Annotated in this window: 14 protein-coding genes; 13 read left to right on the top strand and 1 reads right to left on the bottom strand. The window is 72.8% G+C overall.

What is annotated here, in order from left to right:
* Position 1: 1 nt before the first annotated feature.
* Positions 2-1099: a glycosyltransferase gene (locus JK361_RS10395; RefSeq protein ID WP_201815441.1), complete on the bottom strand. Its 1098-nt coding sequence runs from the start codon at positions 1097-1099 to the stop codon at positions 2-4.
* A gap of 408 nt (positions 1100-1507) precedes the next feature.
* Between JK361_RS10395 and JK361_RS10390 the strand changes: the two genes are divergently transcribed.
* From JK361_RS10390 to JK361_RS10335, 13 genes are all read left to right on the top strand, one after another.
* Entirely contained in the window at positions 1508-2107 is a 600-nt protein-coding gene (locus JK361_RS10390; protein ID WP_201815440.1) for a DUF3159 domain-containing protein, read from the top strand.
* Positions 2108-2144: 37 nt separating this feature from the next.
* Entirely contained in the window at positions 2145-3257 is a 1113-nt protein-coding gene (locus JK361_RS10385; protein WP_201815439.1) for a hypothetical protein, read from the top strand.
* Between the two features lie 46 nt (positions 3258-3303).
* Positions 3304-4080 (top strand): TIGR03936 family radical SAM-associated protein, encoded by a 777-nt coding sequence (locus tag JK361_RS10380; protein WP_201815438.1) that lies wholly within the window; start codon positions 3304-3306, stop codon positions 4078-4080.
* 262 nt (positions 4081-4342) lie between these two features.
* Positions 4343-8938, top strand: a complete 4596-nt coding sequence (locus tag JK361_RS10375) for an Rne/Rng family ribonuclease (protein ID WP_201815437.1) — start codon at positions 4343-4345, stop codon at positions 8936-8938.
* Positions 8939-9345: 407 nt separating this feature from the next.
* Positions 9346-9666 carry a 50S ribosomal protein L21 gene (gene rplU, locus JK361_RS10370; RefSeq protein ID WP_030749991.1) on the top strand — a complete coding sequence of 107 codons (321 nt, stop codon included), beginning with the start codon at positions 9346-9348 and terminating at the stop codon, positions 9664-9666.
* 14 nt (positions 9667-9680) lie between these two features.
* Positions 9681-9935 (top strand): 50S ribosomal protein L27, encoded by a 255-nt coding sequence (gene rpmA, locus JK361_RS10365; protein ID WP_023550764.1) that lies wholly within the window; start codon positions 9681-9683, stop codon positions 9933-9935.
* Between the two features lie 119 nt (positions 9936-10054).
* Complete coding sequence (gene obgE, locus JK361_RS10360; protein ID WP_201815436.1) at positions 10055-11503, top strand: GTPase ObgE; 1449 nt, start codon at positions 10055-10057, stop codon at positions 11501-11503.
* A 273-nt stretch (positions 11504-11776) separates the two neighbouring features.
* Positions 11777-12127: a hypothetical protein gene (locus JK361_RS42940; protein ID WP_504739903.1), complete on the top strand. Its 351-nt coding sequence runs from the start codon at positions 11777-11779 to the stop codon at positions 12125-12127.
* 598 nt (positions 12128-12725) lie between these two features.
* Positions 12726-14222 carry a bifunctional cytidylyltransferase/SDR family oxidoreductase gene (locus JK361_RS10355; protein WP_201815435.1) on the top strand — a complete coding sequence of 499 codons (1497 nt, stop codon included), beginning with the start codon at positions 12726-12728 and terminating at the stop codon, positions 14220-14222.
* 167 nt (positions 14223-14389) lie between these two features.
* Positions 14390-16531: a hypothetical protein gene (locus JK361_RS10350; RefSeq protein WP_307787234.1), complete on the top strand. Its 2142-nt coding sequence runs from the start codon at positions 14390-14392 to the stop codon at positions 16529-16531.
* Between the two features lie 251 nt (positions 16532-16782).
* Complete coding sequence (gene proB / locus JK361_RS10345; protein ID WP_201815434.1) at positions 16783-17943, top strand: glutamate 5-kinase; 1161 nt, start codon at positions 16783-16785, stop codon at positions 17941-17943.
* Between the two features lie 187 nt (positions 17944-18130).
* On the top strand, positions 18131-18556 hold the full coding sequence (locus tag JK361_RS10340; protein WP_201815433.1) for a DUF8830 family protein: 426 nt from the start codon (positions 18131-18133) through the stop codon (positions 18554-18556).
* A 298-nt stretch (positions 18557-18854) separates the two neighbouring features.
* The gene (locus JK361_RS10335) at positions 18855-20141 is read left to right on the top strand and encodes a glutamate-5-semialdehyde dehydrogenase (RefSeq protein ID WP_201815432.1); all 1287 of its coding nucleotides are present in this window, start codon (positions 18855-18857) and stop codon (positions 20139-20141) included.
* Positions 20142-20178 lie beyond the last annotated feature (37 nt).

Below are 20178 nucleotides of genomic sequence, written 5' to 3'. Positions count from 1 at the left end.
GTCACGCCGGCTGGGGGCGGGGGGCGCCGACCGACAGCTTGGCGCGGGCGAAGTCGCGGTTGGCGATGATCCGCTCCCGGTGGGCCTCGGGCAGCCGGCCGCCGTCCAGGAGCTTCTCGCAGCACTCCAGCGACTCGCGGTACGCGCCCGTCCAGTACGCCGACACCGCCAGCTCGTCCAGGATCCGCCAGTCGTACCAGCCGTGCTCGACGAACAGGATGTCGTCGGGCTGGGGCACCTCCGCCGCGCGGCGCGCGAACAGGTAGGCGAGCGGCCAGCGTTCGCCCTGCACACGGTGGAGATGGGCGAGCTCGCCGAGCGGTTCCGCCCGGGTGGGCCGGTACTCGTACGCCTCCAGGAAGCGGGACACGACCTCGGCCGTCGGACGCTCGAGTGTCCGGGCGAGCCGGGCGGCGTAGAGCCGGGAGCAGAACGCCTCCTCGGCGAAGCCGCCCATGGCCGCGCGCCGGTCGTAGGCGGCGAGCGCCTTGGCCGGTTCGTCGGCGTCCCGCCAGCTCTGGGCGAGGTAGAAGACGTAGCGGGGGTTGTCCGGTTCCTTGACGAGCCCGTCCTCCAGGACGGCGGCGTCACGCAGGTACTTCGTGCGCTGGTCGCCGCCCTGCTGGCGGCCGCCGCCGCCCATGATGACCATGCGGGTGCCTTCCAGCGTCGCCCGGCTGAACGGCCCGTCGCAGTCCAGGTATTCGTGCAGGACGCCCACGTACCGCCAGGGCAGACGGGTCGACACCATCGTCGGACGCCAGTGCACGACGGGACCGTGGCGCACCTCGATGTCGTAGCAGTCGTGGGTCAGCTCCGGCATGGTGAAGCCGGGGTCGGTCTCCATCACGTCGTCGGCGTCGATGAACAGCAGGTAGCGCGCGCTGTCCCGCGCCCGTTCGATCGCCTCCGTGCGGCTCAGGTCGAAGCCCTTCCACGGGCTCTCGTACAGCGTCCCGGGCAGGTCGGCGAACGTGTCGCGGATGACGTCCTGGGTCCCGTCGGTCGAGCCCGTGTCAAGGATGACCCAGGTGTCGACGAGGGGACGTACGGATTCGAGGCAGCGCCGGATCACATGCGCCTCGTTCTTGACGATCATATTAAGGCAGACCGTTTTCATGGACCTGTTTTTCTTTCCGCGGCGGAAAAGGACCGGCCGGTGAATTTATCGAGCGGCGGCGGCCAGTACAAGCAGCCACCGGCGTATCCCCTTGCCCGAGTGGGGAGTTCCGCCGCAGGTCCGGGCGGTTCTTAGGGTTATCACTGTGCCCGGCCCCCTCCACGGCGCGGAGAATTGCAGCCCGTCGGCGGACCCGGCCCCGGACGGCGCTGCGCCCTGTTCCCGGCCGGTCCGGAATTCCCTCCGGCATTTCTTCCCGTGCCCGTCCACCGGTCGGCCGACGGACCGCCCCGGCAGCCGCGCGCTAATCCGTCCGGGCGGCTCGAGTCCCGCGGCGGCACGATAGGAGAGGAGGGGGTGTCACGGGACCTGACGGAAGGAACCCCCATGGCTCGGCAGACGGCGACGAAAGCCCCGGTCAGGAAGCCCGTCACCACCGGCGGCGTCTTCCTCTCGTTCGCCCCGTGGATCATCTTCGGCGTGGTCGCCGGCCCCAGCACCTGGGAGTACGCGGCCCTCGCCGCACTCGTCGCCTCGATCGTCCTGTCGGGCCAGGACCTGCTGCACGGCCGGCTCCGCGTCCTCGACATCACCGGCATCGTGTTCTTCGCCGTGCTCTCGGTCCTCGCGCTGGCCCTGGACCGCGCACAGCTCGACTGGCTGGAACAGTACGCCCAGGTCATCTCGAACGGGCTGGTGGCCGTCGTGGCGCTCGGGTCGCTGTTCACCGACCCGTTCACCGCGCAGTACGCCCGGGAGCAGACACCCCCCGAGGTGTGGGACTCACCCGTCTTCCGGCACATCAACCGGGTGCTGACGGCCGTGTGGGGAGCGGCCTTCGCCCTCATGGCCGTCTCGACCTGGCTGGCCGTCCGCCACCCCGCCCAGGACGACTGGTTCAACTGGGTCGTCCCCATCGCCCTGCTGGTCGTCGCCGTGAAGTTCACGGCGCGCTACCCGGAGTCGTACAAGGCCCGCACGACATAGCCGGATCCGCACGCGCGCTCCGTGCGTCTACCCCGGTATGGACTTGCAGAAGCCGCCGCCTCCGCCGGCACAGCCCGAAGGGTGCCTCGTCGTCGCCGTCCGCCTGCCCGTGCGGATCGTCGTCCTCGTGCTGGTCGTGCCCGTGCGGATGGTGTGGGACGCCCTCGTCGTCGCCGGGCGGATTCTGCGCGACACCGTGCTCAGGCCGCTCGGGCGGGCCCTGCTGTGGGCCGGCCGGGCCCTGTTCGTATGGCCGTTCGTGGGGCTGTGGCGGTACGTCCTGGTCCCCGCCGGCAGGGCGCTCGCCTGGCTCGGCAACGTCCTGGTCGTCGTGCCGGCGGTGTGGTTCCACCGGTACGTCCTCACCCCGGTCGGGCACGCCGTCGCCTGGCTGGCACGCGGCGTGGGCGCGGGGCTCGGCTGGGTGTACGCGCGCGTGCTGTGCCCGGCCGGGCATGCGGTGACCTGGCTGCTGAAGGGCGTCGGCGCGGTGCTGGCCGCCATCGGCATCGGGGTGTACACGGCCGTCGCCTGGCTGCTGCGGTACCTGTTCGTCGTCCCCGCCCGGTGGCTGTACACCTGGGTCCTCGCACCCGTCGCCCGGGCCGTCGCCTGGTGCGCGCGCGGGCTCGGGGCGCTGCTGGGACTGCTCGTCACCGGGGTCGGCCTGGCCCTGTACCGGACCGCGCGGGTGCTGTTCGTCCTGCCCGCGCTCGCCCTGTGGCGCTGGGTGCTCGCGCCGGTCGGCCGGTTCCTCGCACTGGTCGCGCGCGAGGTGGGGGAGGCCCTCGGGCACGCCTGGCGGGTCGCCGGGCGGATCTCGCGGGCCGTCGGGCGGGTGCTCGGGACCCTCTTCCGGTGGATCTTCGTGGAGCCGGTGCGCTGGGTGTACCGGACCGTCCTCACCCCGGTCGGGCACGTCGTACGGGACGCCGTCCTGCGGCCCGTCGCCGCGGGCATGCGCGCCGTGGGGCGGGTCGCACGCGAGGCCCTGGCCTCGGCCCGCGACACGGTACGGCAGACCCGCGCGGAGTTCCGGAGGATGCTCTTCGGCGCACCCCGGCAGCCGGAAGCGGTGGACCGGCGGGAACCCGTGGCCCGCGACACACGTACTCTTGGTAGGAGTACGACCGCACTCACGAAGGACTAGGACACTGGGCAAGCGACAGCCCGAAGGCCCGCCGCCCGCACCCGCGGTGCAGCGCATCCGACTGCGCTACACCAAGCGCGGCCGCCTGAGGTTCACCAGCCACCGAGACTTCCAGCGCGCCTTCGAGCGTGCGCTGCGCCGTGCCGAGGTGCCCATGGCGTACTCGGCCGGGTTCACGCCGCACCCCAAGGTGTCGTACGCCAATGCCGCACCCACCGGCACGGGCAGTGAGGCGGAGTACCTGGAGATCGCGCTCACCGCATCGCGCGACCCGGAGCCCCTGCGCGTCCTCCTCGACGAGTCGCTGCCCCCCGGGCTCGACGTCATCGAGGCGGTCGAGGCACGGACCCCCGGTCTCGCCGACCGGCTGACGGCCTCCGTCTGGGAGCTGCGGCTGGACGGTGTCGACCCGGCCGACGCCGAGCGCGCGGTCGAGTCCTTCGACCGGGCCGAGACCGTCGAGGTCCAGCGGATGACCAAGAACGGTGTCCGCACCTTCGACGCACGCCCGGCCGTGGTGAGCCTGGAAACGCACGGTTCACCGGCTGATAGGCCGACCGACCAGCCCTGTGCGATACTGCGGCTGGTTGTTCGGCACGTGACGCCTGCCGTACGACCCGACGACGTCCTGTCCGGTCTCCGCGCCGTGGCCGACCTGGCGCCGCCGGTCCCCGCAGCGGTGACCAGGCTGGCGCAGGGGCTGCTCGATGAAGAGACCGGCACGGTGACCGACCCGCTCGCGCCCGACCGCGAGGCAGCCGAGGCCCTGACGGCCGCACCGGTTGCCGCCGCGACGGCGCCGACGCCGGAAGGTCCCGCGTAGGGACGGACGTCGTAGCGCCGCCCTCGTACTCGGGAGCCACCTGGGTCGGGCAGCGCACCGACCAGAAGACTTTCGCCAGGCCGTACCGACAAGGCGTACGGAACCGGCGAGACAGGACACAGAGTGCTCCCGTGCGGCGCCCGCGCCCCGGACGGCGGCCATCGCGCATCGCGCGGGCCGCGGACGTCAACGGCGGACGGTCCCCAGAGACCGCCGCCGGACCAGGCGCGGCGCCCGGGAGCCTGACGGGAGAAACGCCCGCATGCTCGAGCCGACCGAACCCAACGAGGGTTCCGAACTGAACACTCCGAGCGACACCCTGCCGCCGCGCAGGCGTCGCCGTGCCGCCTCCCGCCCGGCGGGCCCGCCCGCCGCGGCCACGGAGGCGCCCGAGGAGGTCACCCTGCCGGCCATACCGGCCGCGGATGCCGACGAGGTCGCCGAGGCGACCGAGGGCACCGAGACCGAAGAGGCTCAGGTGACCGCCGAGGCGGAAGAGACCGGTGAAGCCGCGCCGACGGCGGAGGCCGCAGCCGCGGAGGCACCCGCCGCACGTCCGCGCCGCCGTGCCACCCGCCGCGCGTCCGCTCCCGCCGGTCCGTCCGCGGAGGCCGCCGAGACCGTCGTACCGGCCGCGTCCGCCGAACCGGCTCCCGCCGCCGTCGCGGAGGCCGGCTCCGTGGTCGTCGGCGAGGAGGCGGCTCCGCGCCGCGTCCGCCGCCGGGCCACCCGCACCGCGGCCACGCCGACCGCCGCCGCCCCCGAGGCCGCCGCAGAGGCCGCAGCCGTCGTGGACGCGGGGGAGGCCGCCACGCCCGCCGGGACCGCCGCGCCGGAGGAGGCCGCCGAGGCCGCTCCCGCCGCCCGGCCGCGGCGCCGTGCGGCGCGTCGTGCGTCGGCGCCCGCCGGGGCGCCCGCGTCCGCCGAGGCCGCCGTACCGGCCGCCGCCGAGTCCGACGTACCGGCCGCCGCCGAGACCGGCACGGCCGCCACCGCCGAGGCCGAGAAGGAGCAGGAGCCCGCCGCCGAGGCCGCTCCGGCCGCCCGTCCGCGCCGCCGCGCCACCCGCCGGGCGTCCGCGCCCGCCGGCGCCCCGAAGGGTGCCGAGGAGACTCCGGCCGCCGCCGTCGTGCAGCCGGTCCCCGCTCCGGCCGTCGAGGAGCCGTCGCAGGAGGCCGCCGTCACGGAGCCCGCCACCGAGGAGGCCGCCGTCACTGAGTCCGCCGCCGAGGAGGCCGCTCCGCGCCGTACGCGTCGCCGTGCGACCCGCCGCGTGTCCGCCCCCGCCGCCCCCGTGGGCGAGGAGGCCGCCGTGACCGGGGCGGAGGAGGCCCCGGCCGCCGCCGTCGTGCAGCCGGTCCCCGCTCCGGCCGTCGAGGAGCCGTCGCAGGAGGCCGCCGCCGAGGAGGCCGCCGTCACTGAGTCCGCCGCCGAGGAGGCCGCTCCGCGCCGTACGCGTCGCCGTGCCACCCGCCGGGCCTCCGCGCCCGCCGGCGCCCCCGTGACCGAGGAGGCCGCCGTGGCCGAGACCGACGAGAAGGGCGGCGAGGCGGAGGAGTCCGCGCGCACCCACACCCCGGAGGCCCCCGCGACCACGCACACCACCGAGCCCGCCCCCGCCGCCCAGGCGCCGCAGGCCCCCGCTGCCGAGGCCGGCGCGCCGCGCCGCAGCCGGCGCCGGGTGGTACGGGCCGCGTCCGGGTTCTCCGAGCCGGCGCCGGCGGCCGAGTCCGCCGAGTCCGAGGGCGCGCGCCGCCCCGCCCGCCCCGCCGTCGCGGTCTTCCAGGCACCGGTGTTCGCCGAGCCCCGGTTCCAGACCCCGGAGCGGGCCGCCGCCGAGGCCGCCGCCGAGGCCGCCGGGACGGAGGAGACCGAGGAGTCGGCGGAGGAGCGTGCCGAGACCGGCGCCCGCCGCCGCCGGCGCCGCCGTGGTGCCGCCGAGGAGACCCGGCCGGTCGAGGCCGCCGCCGAGGAGGAGCAGCCGGAGGAGGCCGAGGAGGCCCCGGAGCCCGCCGAGGACCTCGCCGAGGGCGAGGAGGGCGACGAGACCGAGGGCGCCGAGGGCTTCGAGGAGTCCGGTTCGCGCCGCCGTCGCCGCCGTGGCGGACGCCGTCGCCGGCGCGGTGACGCCGCCGACGGCGAGGGCGCGGACGCCGAGGCCGACGAACTGGCCGCCGAACAGGCCGCGCAGGACGCCGAGGACACCGCCGAGCAGGAGGAAGAGGACGCCGAGGACGCCCACGGCGAGGAGGGTTCCAGCTCCAGCAGCCGGCGCCGCCGTCGCCGCCGTCGCCGGGCCGGTGACACCTCCGCCGACAGCGAGCCGTCCGCCGACGACCCGGAGCGCACGGTCGTCAAGGTCCGCGAGCCGCGCAAGCCCAGCGAACCGTCCGACGAGGTGCAGTCCATCAAGGGCTCGACCCGCCTGGAGGCCAAGAAGCAGCGCCGCCGGGAGGGCCGCGAGCAGGGCCGCCGCCGCGTCCCGATCATCACCGAGGCCGAGTTCCTGGCCCGCCGCGAGGCCGTCGAGCGCGTGATGGTGGTCCGCCAGCACGGCGACCGTACGCAGATCGGCGTCCTGGAGGACGGCGTGCTCGTCGAGCACTACGTCAACAAGGAGCAGTCGACCTCGTACGTCGGCAACGTCTACCTGGGCAAGGTCCAGAACGTGCTGCCGTCGATGGAGGCCGCCTTCATCGACATCGGCAAGGGCCGCAACGCCGTCCTGTACGCCGGCGAGGTCAACTTCGAGGCGCTCGGCATGGCCAACGGGCCGCGCCGCATCGAGTCCGCCCTGAAGTCCGGCCAGTCCGTGCTCGTCCAGGTGACGAAGGACCCGATCGGGCACAAGGGCGCCCGTCTGACCAGCCAGGTCTCCCTGCCGGGCCGCTACCTCGTGTACGTCCCCGAGGGCTCGATGACCGGCATCAGCCGCAAGCTGCCCGACACCGAGCGGGCCCGGCTGAAGACCATCCTCAAGAAGATCGTCCCCGAGGACGCGGGCGTCATCGTGCGCACCGCCGCCGAGGGCGCGAGCGAGGAGGAACTGCGCCGGGACGTCGAGCGGCTCCAGGCGCAGTGGGAGGACATCCAGAAGAAGGCCAAGAGCGGCAACGCGCCGACGCTGCTCTACGGCGAGCCGGACATGACCGTCCGGGTCGTGCGCGACATCTTCAACGAGGACTTCTCCAAGGTCGTCGTCAGCGGTGACGACGCCTGGGGCACGATCCACGGGTACGTCTCGCACGTCGCCCCGGACCTGGCCGGCCGGCTGTCGAAGTGGACCTCCGAGGTCGACGTCTTCGCCACCTACCGGATCGACGAGCAGCTCGCCAAGGCGCTGGACCGCAAGGTCTGGCTGCCCAGCGGCGGTTCGCTGGTGATCGACCGGACCGAGGCGATGGTCGTCGTCGACGTCAACACCGGCAAGTTCACCGGCCAGGGCGGCAACCTGGAGGAGACGGTCACCAGGAACAACCTGGAGGCGGCCGAGGAGATCGTGCGCCAGCTGCGGCTGCGCGACCTCGGCGGCATCATCGTGATCGACTTCATCGACATGGTCCTGGAGTCGAACCGCGACCTGGTGCTGCGGCGCCTGCTGGAGTGCCTGGGCCGGGACCGTACGAAGCACCAGGTGGCCGAGGTGACCTCGCTGGGCCTGGTCCAGATGACCCGTAAGCGGGTCGGACAGGGCCTGCTGGAGTCCTTCTCGGAGACCTGCGTCCACTGCAACGGCCGCGGTGTCATCGTCCACGTGGACCACGCCACCGTGAACGGCGGCGGTGGCGGCGGCAAGCGCAAGAAGCGCGGCCGCGGCGGTGACGTGCAGGAGCACGTGCACGAGACCGCAGCCGTGGCCGTCGAGACCGGCGAGGCCGTCGAGCCCGAGGTGGAGACCGCCGCGGAGGTGGCCGCCGAGGCCGCCGAGCCGGTCGCGCTGCCCGCGCCCGACTTCGCGCCGGACGAGGAGCTGTACAGCAGCGTCGCCGAGGCGGAGGCGGCGGCCACCCGTGGCCGTACGCGGCGCCGGGCGAGCCGCCGGGCGTCGGCTCCGGCGGGTGCGCCGAAGGCCGAGGCCCGCAAGGGCGACAGGGCTGCCCGGGCCGAGCGGCCCGTGGAGGCCGAGGAGCCCCAGGCCGCGCCGGCCGAGGCGCCGACCGCGCAGGACGTCACCGCCGAGGAGGCTGCGGCGCGCCCGGTGCTGCCGGAGCCGGCCGCCGAGGCGCTGGCCGAGCCGGTGGCCGCCGAGGACCAGGTGGTCCCGGCGCCGCAGGCCGAGGCCCCGGCTGCCGAGGAGGCCGCGCCCAAGGGCCGTACCCGCCGTCGGGCGACGCGGAAGGTGTCGGCTCCGGCAGGTTCCCCCGCGGGTGCCGAGGCGACCGTGGTGACGGTGACCGAGGCTCCCGTGGAGGAGGCTCCGGCCGCCGTCGCCGAGCCCGCCGCCGAGGAGGTGCCCGCGGAGGCCCCGGCCGCCGAGAGCGCCGCTCCGGCCCGTCCGCGCCGCCGCGCCGTGCGCAAGGCCACCGCGCCGACCGCGTCCGAGGAGACGGCCGTCGTGGTCGTCCCGTCGGCCGCACCGGAGGCCGCCGCCGCGGTCCCGGCCGAGGCGGCCCCGGCGGGCGAGGTGACGGCCGAGGAGGTGGCCGAGGTGACGGCTCCGGCCAAGAAGGCGGCCCGCAAGACCGCCGCCAAGAAGGCCCCGGCGAAGAAGGCCACCGCGGCCAAGAAGACCGCGGCCAAGAAGACGGCCGCCAAGAAGACGACGGCTAAGAAGGCGACGAAGACCGCCAAGACGGCCGCCGCGAAGTCGACGGCGAAGAAGACCACCACGGTCCCCACCGCCGGCGACGAGGGCTGACGCCCGCGGTGTGCGGCCGGACCGGTCATTCCCGACCGGCCCGGCCGCACACCCGTGGGGCCGGTCCGGTCGTTGGTGGTCGGGTCGGTCGCATGTCCGTGGGGCCGGTCCGGTCGTTGGTGGTCGGGTCGGTCGCATGTCCGTAGGGCCGGTTTGGTCGTTCGCGATCGGTTCGGCCGCACCCCCGTGGGGCTCGTTCCGAGTGACGGGCCACACACCCACGGGGCCCGGTTTGACCCCCTCGGTCGTGGCCCCGTAACCTTGACCGTCGGCGTGTCCACTGACACGCCACATCCCCGTAAACCTCTTCCTCCCGGACGCAAGGCGGGCCGGGAGAGGTCGCCCATGGTCTTCCCGGGTGACTGGCCTGCGGGGGTGCCGTTTCTTCGAGCGAAAGTGAGATCCGCGTGTACGCCATCGTGCGCAGCGGTGGTCGCCAGCACAAGGTTGCTGTGGGCGACATCGTTGAGGTTGACAAGATTTCCACCGCCAAGGTTGGCGACACGGTCGAGCTCTCGACCCTGCTCGTTGTCGACGGCGACGCTGTGACCAGCGACCCGTGGGTGCTGGCCGGTATCAAGGTCCAGGCCGAGGTCGTGGACCACCACAAGGGCCAGAAGATCGACATTCTGCGCTACAAGAACAAGACCGGCTACCGTCGTCGGCAGGGCCACCGCCAGCAGTACACGGCGATCAAGGTCACGTCGATCCCCGCGGCTGCGAAGTAAGGGACTGAGGAGAAATGGCACACAAGAAGGGCGCATCGTCCACTCGGAACGGTCGCGACTCCAACGCTCAGCGGCTCGGCGTGAAGCGCTTCGGCGGTCAGGTCGTGAACGCCGGTGAGATCCTGGTCCGTCAGCGCGGCACCCACTTCCACCCCGGCGCCGGTGTGGGCCGTGGCGGCGACGACACGCTGTTCGCCCTCCAGGCCGGTGCGGTGGAGTTCGGTACCCACCGTGGCCGCAAGGTCGTGAACATCGTTCCGGTCGCCTGAATCGACTGATTCAGCACCGAACGCTCGCGAGGCGGACCTCACTTCCCGTTCGGGAAGGCGGGTCCGCCTTTCGCGTGTTGACATTGGTAATACCCGTGAGTTTCTGGAGGCACTGAACCATGACCACCTTCGTGGACCGCGTCGAACTGCACGTCGCCGCGGGTAACGGAGGCCACGGCTGTGCCTCCGTCCACCGTGAGAAGTTCAAGCCGCTCGGCGGCCCCGACGGGGGCAACGGCGGCCGTGGCGGCGACGTCATCCTGACCGTCGACCAGTCGATCACGACGCTGCTCGACTACCACCACTCCCCGCACCGCAAGGCCACCAACGGCAAGCCCGGCGAGGGCGGCAACCGCTCCGGCAAGGACGGCGAGGACCTGGTCCTGCCGGTGCCGGACGGCACGGTCGTGCTGGACAAGGCGGGCAACGTGCTCGCCGACCTGATCGGCCACGGCACCTCGTACGTCGCCGCGCAGGGCGGCCGGGGCGGCCTCGGCAACGCGGCGCTGGCGAGCGCCCGCCGCAAGGCGCCCGGCTTCGCGCTGCTGGGCGTGCCCGGCGACCTCCAGGACATCGTCCTGGAGCTGAAGACGGTCGCCGACGTTGCGCTCGTCGGCTACCCCAGCGCCGGCAAGTCCTCGCTGATCTCCGTGCTCAGCGCGGCCAAGCCGAAGATCGCGGACTACCCGTTCACCACCCTCGTCCCGAACCTGGGCGTGGTGACCGCAGGCTCGACCGTCTACACCATCGCCGACGTGCCCGGTCTGATCCCGGGGGCCAGCCAGGGCAAGGGCCTCGGTCTGGAGTTCCTGCGGCACGTGGAGCGGTGCAGTGTGCTCGTGCACGTGCTGGACACCGCGACCCTGGAGTCCGACCGTGACCCGGTCTCCGACCTCGACATCATCGAGGAGGAGCTGCGGCAGTACGGCGGCCTCGACAACCGTCCACGCGTCGTCGTCCTGAACAAGGTCGACGTGCCCGACGGCAGGGACCTCGCCGAGATGGTCCGCCCCGACCTGGAGGCACGCGGCTACCGCGTCTTCGAGGTGTCGGCCGTGGCCCACATCGGGCTGCGCGAACTGTCCTTCGCCCTCGGTGACCTGGTCGGCAGGGCGCGCGCCGCGAAGCCGAAGGAGGAGGCGACGCGGATCGTCATCCGGCCCAAGGCCGTGGACGACGCGGGCTTCACCGTCACCCGCGAGGAGAGCGGCGGCGAGCCGCTGTTCCGGGTGCGCGGCGAGAAGCCCGAGCGCTGGGTCCGCCAGACCGACTTCAACAACGACGAGGCCGTCGGCTACCTCGCCGACCGGCTCAACCGCCTCGGCGTGGAAGAGCAGTTGATGAAGGCGGGCGCCCGCTCGGGCGACGGCGTCGCCATCGGCCCCGAGGAGAACGCGGTCGTCTTCGACTGGGAGCCGACGGTCATGGCCGGTGCGGAGATGCTCGGCCGCCGTGGCGAGGACCACCGGTTCGAAGCGCCCCGGCCGGCGGCGCAGCGCCGCAGGGACAAGCAGGCGGAGCGCGACGAGTCGCTGGGGGAGTACGAGGACTTCGACCCGTTCGAGTAGAGCGGACGTGCTGCCCGCCCGCCGGGCAGCCGACGAGGTGAACACCGGCCGCACCGGCCGGGGCCGTGGAGGCGATGCCGCCCCGCCCCGGTGAGCCGGACCGCGCGACACGCAGAGGACTCAAGGTCCGCTGCGTGTCGCGCTTTTTGCGTCTGAAGGGCGCTGGGTGCCTGCCGACCCGTCCCAACTCCCGTCAGAACCCGTGCGGCGTAAGGGCTTTACAGGCCGTAGCGGGGGGCAGCGCCGCGCCGCCGGCACACCGCTCCCGGACGGGTGTTCACCCTCGGCGTGGCCTCCGGCGACCCGCTGCCCGACGGCGTCGTGCTGTGGGCCCAGGCTAGCCGGGGACCCGGCCGGGCCCCAGGCTCCTCCCGGCCCTCTCCGTCGCGCAGGCCGCCGTGGCAGCAGTACGCGCAGAACGGTCTTCGCATAGGTGACGACTCCTGGCCGGAGCACATTCTGTGCGGACCGCCCTACGGGAAGCCTCACCCCGGCGTCCGGCACCGGCACGACCGGCACGACCGGCACGACCGGCACGACCGGCAGGCACGACCGGCCGGCCGACCGCCGGGCCACGGTCACCGGGCCGGAGCGGGACACCCCGGCCGCGGCCGACGGCCGTGACCGCGGCGGACCGCGCGCACTTCCGGGCGTCGCCCAATTCGCCCGACAAACTTCTTCAGCCGATCCCGGACACCACGAATCGGGCACTCACCCCGGCCGAGGTCGAAATGCTGAGGAATCTCGATGTGGAATTACGGGGCAATGCTCTCCCGGATGATCTGTATTCTCGCCGCGTCCGTAACAGTGCCGTGCCGCATATGAAGAATGCGTGTGCCCCCATCGACCGGGACGTGAAGATCTGGACACCCCGCCGGGCGGTCGGGAAGACGGCGGTCATGGGTGCCGCGGCGGCTTCGCCGGACGGCCGTGCCACCTGGGCGCATACCGGGCGCCAGATGCCCTCGGAGGGGCCTGTGCGGGTGCCCGGGCGCCGTCGGCCGAAGCGGTTTCGGCGGCGCTAAACCCGCTCACGGGAATCTGTGGACTTACTCACAGCAATTCCGAGGGGTGTTCACGCGGACCGCCGTCAATCACCCGGAGTGAATGGTGAACGACCGGTTGCGCGTACATATGCAGTACAGGTCACTCGCCTTGCATTGCGGTTACCGGAAGTGGGACCCTGCCACGGTTCCCAGTCGCCACAAGGTAGGTCTGCACTGTGTCCCAGCACATAGCCAAGCCCCGAACAACCGCAGTGATCCTGGCCGGTGGAACCGGTCAGCGAGTGGGTCTGTCGATTCCCAAGCAACTGCTGAAGATCGCCGGCAAGGCAGTCATCGAGCACACGCTGGCCATCGTCGAGGGCGCCGAGTCCATCGACGACGTCATCGTGCTCATGGCCCAGGGCTACGTGCCGGACGTCGAGAGGATCGTCGCAAAGGCCGGCTTCACCAAGGTGAAGAGAATTATCGAGGGCGGCTCGACGCGGAACGAGACCACCGAGCGTGCCATCACCGCTCTCGGTGAGGGCCTGGCCGAGGGCGAGGACCTCAACGTCCTCTTCCACGACGCCGTGCGCCCGCTGCTCTCGCAGCGCGTGATCGACGACTGCGTGGCCGCGCTGGAGCGCTACCAGGCGGTGGACGTCGCCATCCCGTCCGCGGACACCGTCATCGTCACCCGTACCCACGGCGACGACGGCGAGTTCATCACCGAGATCCCGGACCGCTCCCGGCTGCGCCGCGGCCAGACCCCGCAGGCCTTCAAGCTGTCCACGATCCGCCGCGCCTACGAGGTCGCCGCCGAGGACCCCAACTTCGAGGCGACGGACGACTGCTCGGTGGTCCTCAAGTATCTGCCGGACGTGCCGATCCACGTCGTGGCGGGTGACGAGTACAACATGAAGGTGACCCAGCCGGTCGACGTCTTCATCGCCGACAAGCTGTTCCAGCTCGCCTCCACCGCCGCGCCCGACCAGTACGGCGATGACACCTACCGCGAACTGCTCGGCGACAGGACCGTCGTCGTCTTCGGCGGCTCCTACGGCATCGGCAAGGACATCGCCGAACTCGCCGAATCCTTCGGTGCGAACGTCTACGCGCTGGGCCGCTCCACCACCGGTACCCACGTGGAGAACCCGGAGGAGGTCGACGACGCGCTGTCCACGGCGTACGCGGAGACCGGCAGGATCGACTACGTCGTCAACACCGCGGGTGTGCTGCGCATCGGCAAGCTCGCCGAGACCGACAACGCCACCATCGAGGAGGCGCTGAACGTCAACTACCTGGCCCCCGTGCAGATCGCGCGCTCCTCCTACAAGTACCTGGCCGAGTCCAAGGGCCAGTTGCTGCTCTACACCTCCAGCAGCTACACCCGCGGCCGCGCCGAGTACTCCCTGTACTCCTCCACGAAGGCCGCCATGGTGAACCTCACTCAGGCGCTGTCCGACGAATGGGCCGCCGACGGCATCCGCGTCAACTGCATCAACCCCGAGCGCACCGCCACCCCCATGCGCACCAAGGCCTTCGGCGAGGAACCCGCGAGCAGCCTGCTCTCCTCCGAGGCCGTGGCCGGCACCTCCCTGGACGTGCTGCTGTCGGAGCTGACCGGGCACGTCATCGACGTCCGGCAGCAGGACCCGACCGCGGACGCCGTCAAGGCCTCCGGCTTCGAGCAGGCGCTCGCCTCGGTGCTGGACCGCCAGGTCGCCATGTAGGAGTCCGCACGAAAGCCACGAAGACCAGGCCTCTGTGGCGCTCGCGCGCGTGAGCGTTCGCAGAGGCCTGATCCGTACACCGCGAACACCCGTACATCTTGTGAAACCCGGCATGTCCGGCATCGCCGAATCATGCCGGCGCTCCCCCTCCCAGAGCAGGTTTCTCCGTGATATCCACCGCTATTCGCGTCGCCCGGGTGGGCAGCGCGGCCCAGCTGGCCGCGGCGGCCCTCCTGATCCTGGGCTTCCCGGCGCTCATGTCGGCCGCGCTCGTCCCGAGCGTCCCCGCCTTCGCGGCCCTGACCGCCGTGACGTACCTGGCGGACCACTATCTGCACCGCAAGAACAGCTACCTCGTCAGCCGCCTCAGCAAGGTCCGGGCGGGTCTGTCGATCCGCTTCCTGATCCGGCAGCTGCTGCTGGTCCTGCTGCTGGCCCGCCTGTCCCTCCCGGACGACCTGGTCTTCTACGGCGCGATCGCCTGCTTCATCGCCTTCTACGGCCTCCAGGCACCCCACGGCGCGCTCGTCACCCTCATCCGCAACCGCCGCCGGATGCCGGTCGCCACGCGCAACATCGACCTCGGCTCCCGCATCCGCATCCCGGACGCGCCACCGCGCCGGCTGCTGCACCGCTCCGCGGAGAAGATCCTCCACCTCGACCTGTTCGCGGTCGCCGGCATCCTGGTCTCCGCCGAGCTGGACTCCGCCGTCGCCGCCTTCACCGGCATCGGCCTCACCTTCGGCCTCGGCCTCCTGTACGTGCTCGTGCTCGTGCCGTACGTGCGCGGCCGCAGGACCCCGCCGAAGGCCGATGCCGTCCTCGCCGCCGTGGACGACTGGCTGGCCTGCTACAAGCCCGAGACGGTCCTGTACTTCTCCGGCTCCAAGGACTCCGCGTACCAGGTCAACATGTGGCTGGAGACGATGGAACGGCTGGAGACCCGGCCGCTGATCGTCCTCCGCGAGCGCGTCATCCTGGGCAGCCTCGCGCCCACCACGGTCCCCGTCGTCTGCGTGCCCGGAGGGGTGCACCTGATGAACCTGGACCTGTCGACCGTGCGTGTGGCCCTGTACGCGGCCAACGTCGGCAAGAACATCCACCTGCTGCGCGTGCCCACCATGAAGCACGTCTTCATCGGCCACGGCGACAGCGACAAGCTCGCCAGCGTCAACCCGTACAGCAAGGTGTACGACGAGGTGTGGACCGCCGGCCGCGCCGGCCGCGACCGTTACGCCATCGCCGACGTCGGCGTCCGCGACGAGGACATCGTGGAGGTCGGCCGCCCCCAGCTCGCGCCCATCCAGGGCCGCCGCCGCGCGCCGGACGGCACCCGCGCCGCCGCCGCCGACCGCTGCCCGACCGTGCTGTACGCACCCACCTGGGAGGGCTGGGACGGCAACCCCGGCAACACCTCGATCGTGCTCGCCGGCGAGAACATCGTGCGGAAGCTGATCGCGGCCGACCCACCGGTCCGCGTCCTGTACAAGCCGCACCCGTTCACCGGCAAGGTCAGCAAGGAGGCGGCCGCCGCCCACAAGCGCATCACCGCCCTGGTCGAGGAGGCCGCCGCCGAGCGCGCCGACGACTCCCGCTTCACCGCCGACGGTGACGCCATGGACGAGGCCGGGGCCGAGCTGGCCCGCATCCAGGCCCGGCTCGACGAGCTGGCCGGCATCGACCGCGCCAAGGGCGACGAGGCCGAGGCCACCCGCGACGGCATCGCCGACGTGCACCGGCACCAGGAGACCGCCCGGCTGCGCGCCGAGTGGAACGACGCCTACTGGCGCTCCTTCCCCTCGTACGAGCACCGGGTCGTCACGGGCGCCCGGCCGCGCCTGTACGACTGCTTCAACGTCTCCGACGCGATGGTCTCCGACATCTCCTCCGCGGTCTCCGACTTCATCGCGAGCGGCAAGCCGTACGCCGTCACCGACTCCGCCGGGGTGGGCGCCGATGAGTTCAGGCGGCAGAACACGGCCGTGCGTGCCGCGGTGATCCTGTCCAACGACGCGGCCGAGCTGGGCGGCCTGCTCGACGCCGTGCACGACCCGTCCGCCGACCCGCTCGCGGACGCGCGCACCGAGCTGAAGCGGTACCTGCTCGGGCCCGACGAGCCGAAGTCGATCGACCGCTTCGACACCGCGGTGGCCGGCCTGGCCCTCAAGGCCGACGCCCGCAACCTCGGCCACCGGTCCCGGCTGGGCGCGGGGAACGCCGATCCCGCCGAGACGGCCGAGCTGACCAACGCGGTACCGGGCCCGCGCACCGCGTCGGCCGGGGAGACGGAAGGCGTGGCCACGCGCTGACCGCCCCGCCGCCACCACCGGGCCCCCGGGGAGCACCCCTCGGGGGCCCTCGTCCGCCCGTCCGCACCCCGTGCCCGGCAGGGGCTTCCCGCCGGGCACGGGGCCGCCCGTCGTACCGCCGCTTGTGCGGAACGGCACTGTCCGGGGGCTGGACCGATGTGCGGCGGGAGGTCCGCTTCCCGTAGATTTCCGAGCGGCGCAGCGGACGGACGCGAGGGGCGGCAGGCAAGGTGGCAACGGCAAGGCAGGCCGTGGGTGAGGCCCGAAGGATCGTCGTCAAGGTGGGCTCCTCCTCCCTGACCACCGCCGCGGGCGGCCTGGACGCCGACCGTGTCGACGCGCTCGTCGACGTCCTCGCCAAGATCCGGAACGCGGGGGCGGCCCGAGCGGCCTCCGCCGAGAGCGGCGCCGGGAGTCGGGCGGGCGGAGGAGAGCGGGAGATCGTCCTCGTCTCCTCCGGTGCCATCGCCGCCGGCCTCGCCCCGCTGGGTCTGCGCCGCCGCCCCAGGGACCTCGCACGTCAGCAGGCCGCCGCCAGCGTCGGCCAGGGCCTGCTCGTCGCCCGCTACACCGCCTCCTTCGCCCGCTACGGCGTCCGCGTCGGCCAAGTCCTGCTCACCAGCGACGACATGAGCCGCCGCGCCCACCACCGCAACGCCTCCCGCACCCTCGACAAGCTGCTCGCGATGGGTGCCTTCCCGATCGTCAACGAGAACGACACCGTCGCCACCGACGAGATCCGCTTCGGCGACAACGACCGCCTCGCCGCCCTCGTCGCCCACCTCGTCCACGCCGACCTGCTGGTCCTCCTCTCCGACATCGACGGCGTCTACGACGGCGACCCCAGCAAGCCCGGCACCTCCCGGATAGCGGAGGTGAAGGGCCCGCAGGACCTCGCCGGCGTCGAGATCGGCAGCGCGGGCAAGGCCGGCGTCGGCACCGGCGGCATGGTCACCAAGGTGGAGGCCGCCCGCATCGCCGCCGCCGCCGGCATCCCGGTGGTGCTGACCAGCACCGTCCACGCGGCCGAGGCCCTGGCCGGCGGCGACACCGGCACCTACTTCCACCCCACCGGCAAGCGCTCCGCCGACCGGCTCCTCTGGCTCCAGCACGCCTCCACCCCGCAGGGCGCGCTGGTCCTCGACGACGGCGCGGTGGACGCGGTCGTGCAACGGCGCAAGTCGCTGCTGCCGGCCGGAATCGCTTCCGTGGAGGGCGAGTTCAGCGCCGGCGACCCCGTCGAACTGCGCGACGCGAAGGGCCGCGCGGTGGCCCGGGGGCTCGTCAACTTCGACGCCAAGGAGATCCCCCGGCTGATCGGGCGTTCGACCCGCGAGCTGGCACGCGAGCTGGGTGCGGCGTACGAACGCGAGGTCGTACACAGGGACGACCTGGTGCTCCTGCACGTGTGACTCTCGCAAAACCGCTCGTAAAACAGGACGTAAGGAACGCCCCCGGTGGGGGACGTTCCGTAAAACCACCACGCGGAGCCCTGCGGCCTGCTCAACTTTGTCTCGGGGACATGTTGAGGGGACACGTTCCGTCAAGAGGCCGAGCGAGCCATGCGGGCCTTGCGAGCCAAGCGTGAAGGAGGCCGTCGTGAGACGAGTGCGCCCTGGGGCGGCGTCCCGCGGTGCTCTGACGAGTGTCGCGGCCGGGGACAGCTACGAGGAGCCGAAGGACCTGCCCAGGCTGTGGCACGTCACCCTGAGCGTCTCCGGGGAGAAGGTCCCCCTGCCCGAACTGCGGCGGGCCCTGGAACAGCTCGCCCACGACCATCCCTTCCTGCTGACCAGCAGATACGCGACCGATCACGCCGAGATCCGGTACTGGGAAGAGGCCCGCGACCTGCACGACGCCGCCGCCGTGGCGCTGCGTCTGTGGGGCGAGCACCGGCAGAGCGCCGGCCTGCCGCCCTGGGAGATCGTCGGCCTGGAGGTCATCGACCGCGAGACCTACCACCACCGGATCGCCGAGGGCTACGGCCCTTCGCCCGCGACACCGGTGGGCGTACACCCCTTCTGAGCCGGCCGGGGAAGAGCGAGGCCGGGAGGGGCGAGAAGGAGCGGCGGCCGGGACGGGCGAGCGGGGGAGCGGCGGCCGGGACGGTGACCGACGGGCGGCGCGCGGGACGGTGGCCGGGGGCGGCGCGCGGACGGTGATCGGGCGCGGCGCGCGGTGCGGGCGACCGGGGGAGGAGCGGGCGAGCCCCCGGGAGGGGCGGGCCGGTCGTTGGTCCGGCCGGGAGGTTCATCCCTTTTGGGGTGTCTCGGGGTATGGGACGACCGCTGAACCGCGACGCCCCGCGCACTACCCTTCCCTCATGACCTCGCTCTCGCCGTACGACTCGATGTCCCCGGTCACCCAGGCCGCCTACCGGGCCAAGGCCGCCGCCGCCGACCTCGCGCCGCTCCCGCGCGCCGTGAAGGACGACGCGCTGCTCGCCATCGCCGACGCCCTGGAGGTCCGGACCGCCGAGATCGTCGAGGCCAACGCCAAGGACGTGGCCAAGGCCCGGGAGAACGGCACCAGCGAGTCCATCGTCGACCGGCTCACCCTCACCCCCGAGCGGGTCCGCGCCATCGCCTCCGACGTCCGCGACGTCGCGAAGCTGCCCGACCCGGTCGGCGAGGTCGTCCGCGGCTCCACCCTCCCCAACGGCATCGACCTGCGCCAGGTCCGCGTGCCGCTCGGCGTCGTCGGCATCATCTACGAGGCCCGCCCGAACGTCACCGTCGACGCCGCCGCCCTCTGCCTGAAGTCCGGCAACGCCGTCCTGCTGCGCGGCTCCGGCTCCGCCTACGAGTCCAACACCGCCCTCGTCCGGGTCATCCGGGACGCCGTCGGCGGCGCCGGGCTGCCCGCCGACGCCGTGCAGCTCGTGCCCGGCGAGAGCCGCGACTCCGTCCGCGAGCTGATGCGCGCCCGCGGCCTGGTCGACGTGCTCATCCCGCGCGGCGGCGCCTCCCTGATCCAGACCGTCGTCAACGAGTCCACGGTCCCCGTGATCGAGACCGGGACCGGCAACTGCCACGTCTACGTCGACGCCCAGGCCGACATCGACACGGCCGTCGAGATCCTGATCAACTCCAAGGCCCAGCGGGTCAGCGTCTGCAACGCCGCCGAGACCCTCCTCGTCCACCAGGACATCGCCCCCGAGTTCCTGCCCCGCGCCCTGGACGCCCTCGCCGAGGCCGGCGTCACCGTCCACGCCGACGAGCGGGTCATGGCCTACGCCAAGGACTCCAAGGCCACCGTGGTCGAGGCGACCGCCGAGGACTGGGAGACCGAGTACCTCTCCCACGACATCGCCGCCGCCGTCGTCGACTCCCTCGACCGGGCCGTCGAGCACATCCGGCTGTGGACCTCCGGCCACACCGAGGCCATCGTCACGACCTCCCAGCAGGCGGCCCGCCGCTTCACCCAGCTGGTCGACTCCACCACCGTCGCCGTGAACGCCTCCACCCGCTTCACCGACGGCGGCCAGTTCGGCTTCGGCGCCGAGATCGGCATCTCCACCCAGAAGCTGCACGCCCGTGGCCCCATGGGCCTGCCGGAGCTGACCAGCACGAAGTACATCGTCACCGGCGACGGGCACGTACGCCGCTGAGATTCACCCGTTCGGCCCAGCGCGCCGGTCTGCCGTG

Origin of the sequence: Streptomyces musisoli, assembly GCF_016741855.1 — a bacterium.
Lineage (GTDB): Bacteria > Actinomycetota > Actinomycetes > Streptomycetales > Streptomycetaceae > Streptomyces > Streptomyces musisoli.
The sequence above is the reverse complement of the archived record's forward strand: the minus strand, read 5'-3'. Positions and strand labels throughout refer to the sequence as shown.

Coding starts and splice junctions, on each gene's coding strand:
- JK361_RS10395 (WP_201815441.1), bottom strand. CDS start 1,099: ATGATCGTCAAGAACGAGGCGCATGTGATCCGGCGCTGCCTCGAATCC.
- JK361_RS10390 (WP_201815440.1), top strand. CDS start 1,508: ATGGCTCGGCAGACGGCGACGAAAGCCCCGGTCAGGAAGCCCGTCACC.
- JK361_RS10385 (WP_201815439.1), top strand. CDS start 2,145: ATGGACTTGCAGAAGCCGCCGCCTCCGCCGGCACAGCCCGAAGGGTGC.
- JK361_RS10375 (WP_201815437.1), top strand. CDS start 4,343: ATGCTCGAGCCGACCGAACCCAACGAGGGTTCCGAACTGAACACTCCG.
- rpmA (WP_023550764.1), top strand. CDS start 9,681: ATGGCACACAAGAAGGGCGCATCGTCCACTCGGAACGGTCGCGACTCC.
- obgE (WP_201815436.1), top strand. CDS start 10,055: ATGACCACCTTCGTGGACCGCGTCGAACTGCACGTCGCCGCGGGTAAC.
- JK361_RS10335 (WP_201815432.1), top strand. CDS start 18,855: ATGACCTCGCTCTCGCCGTACGACTCGATGTCCCCGGTCACCCAGGCC.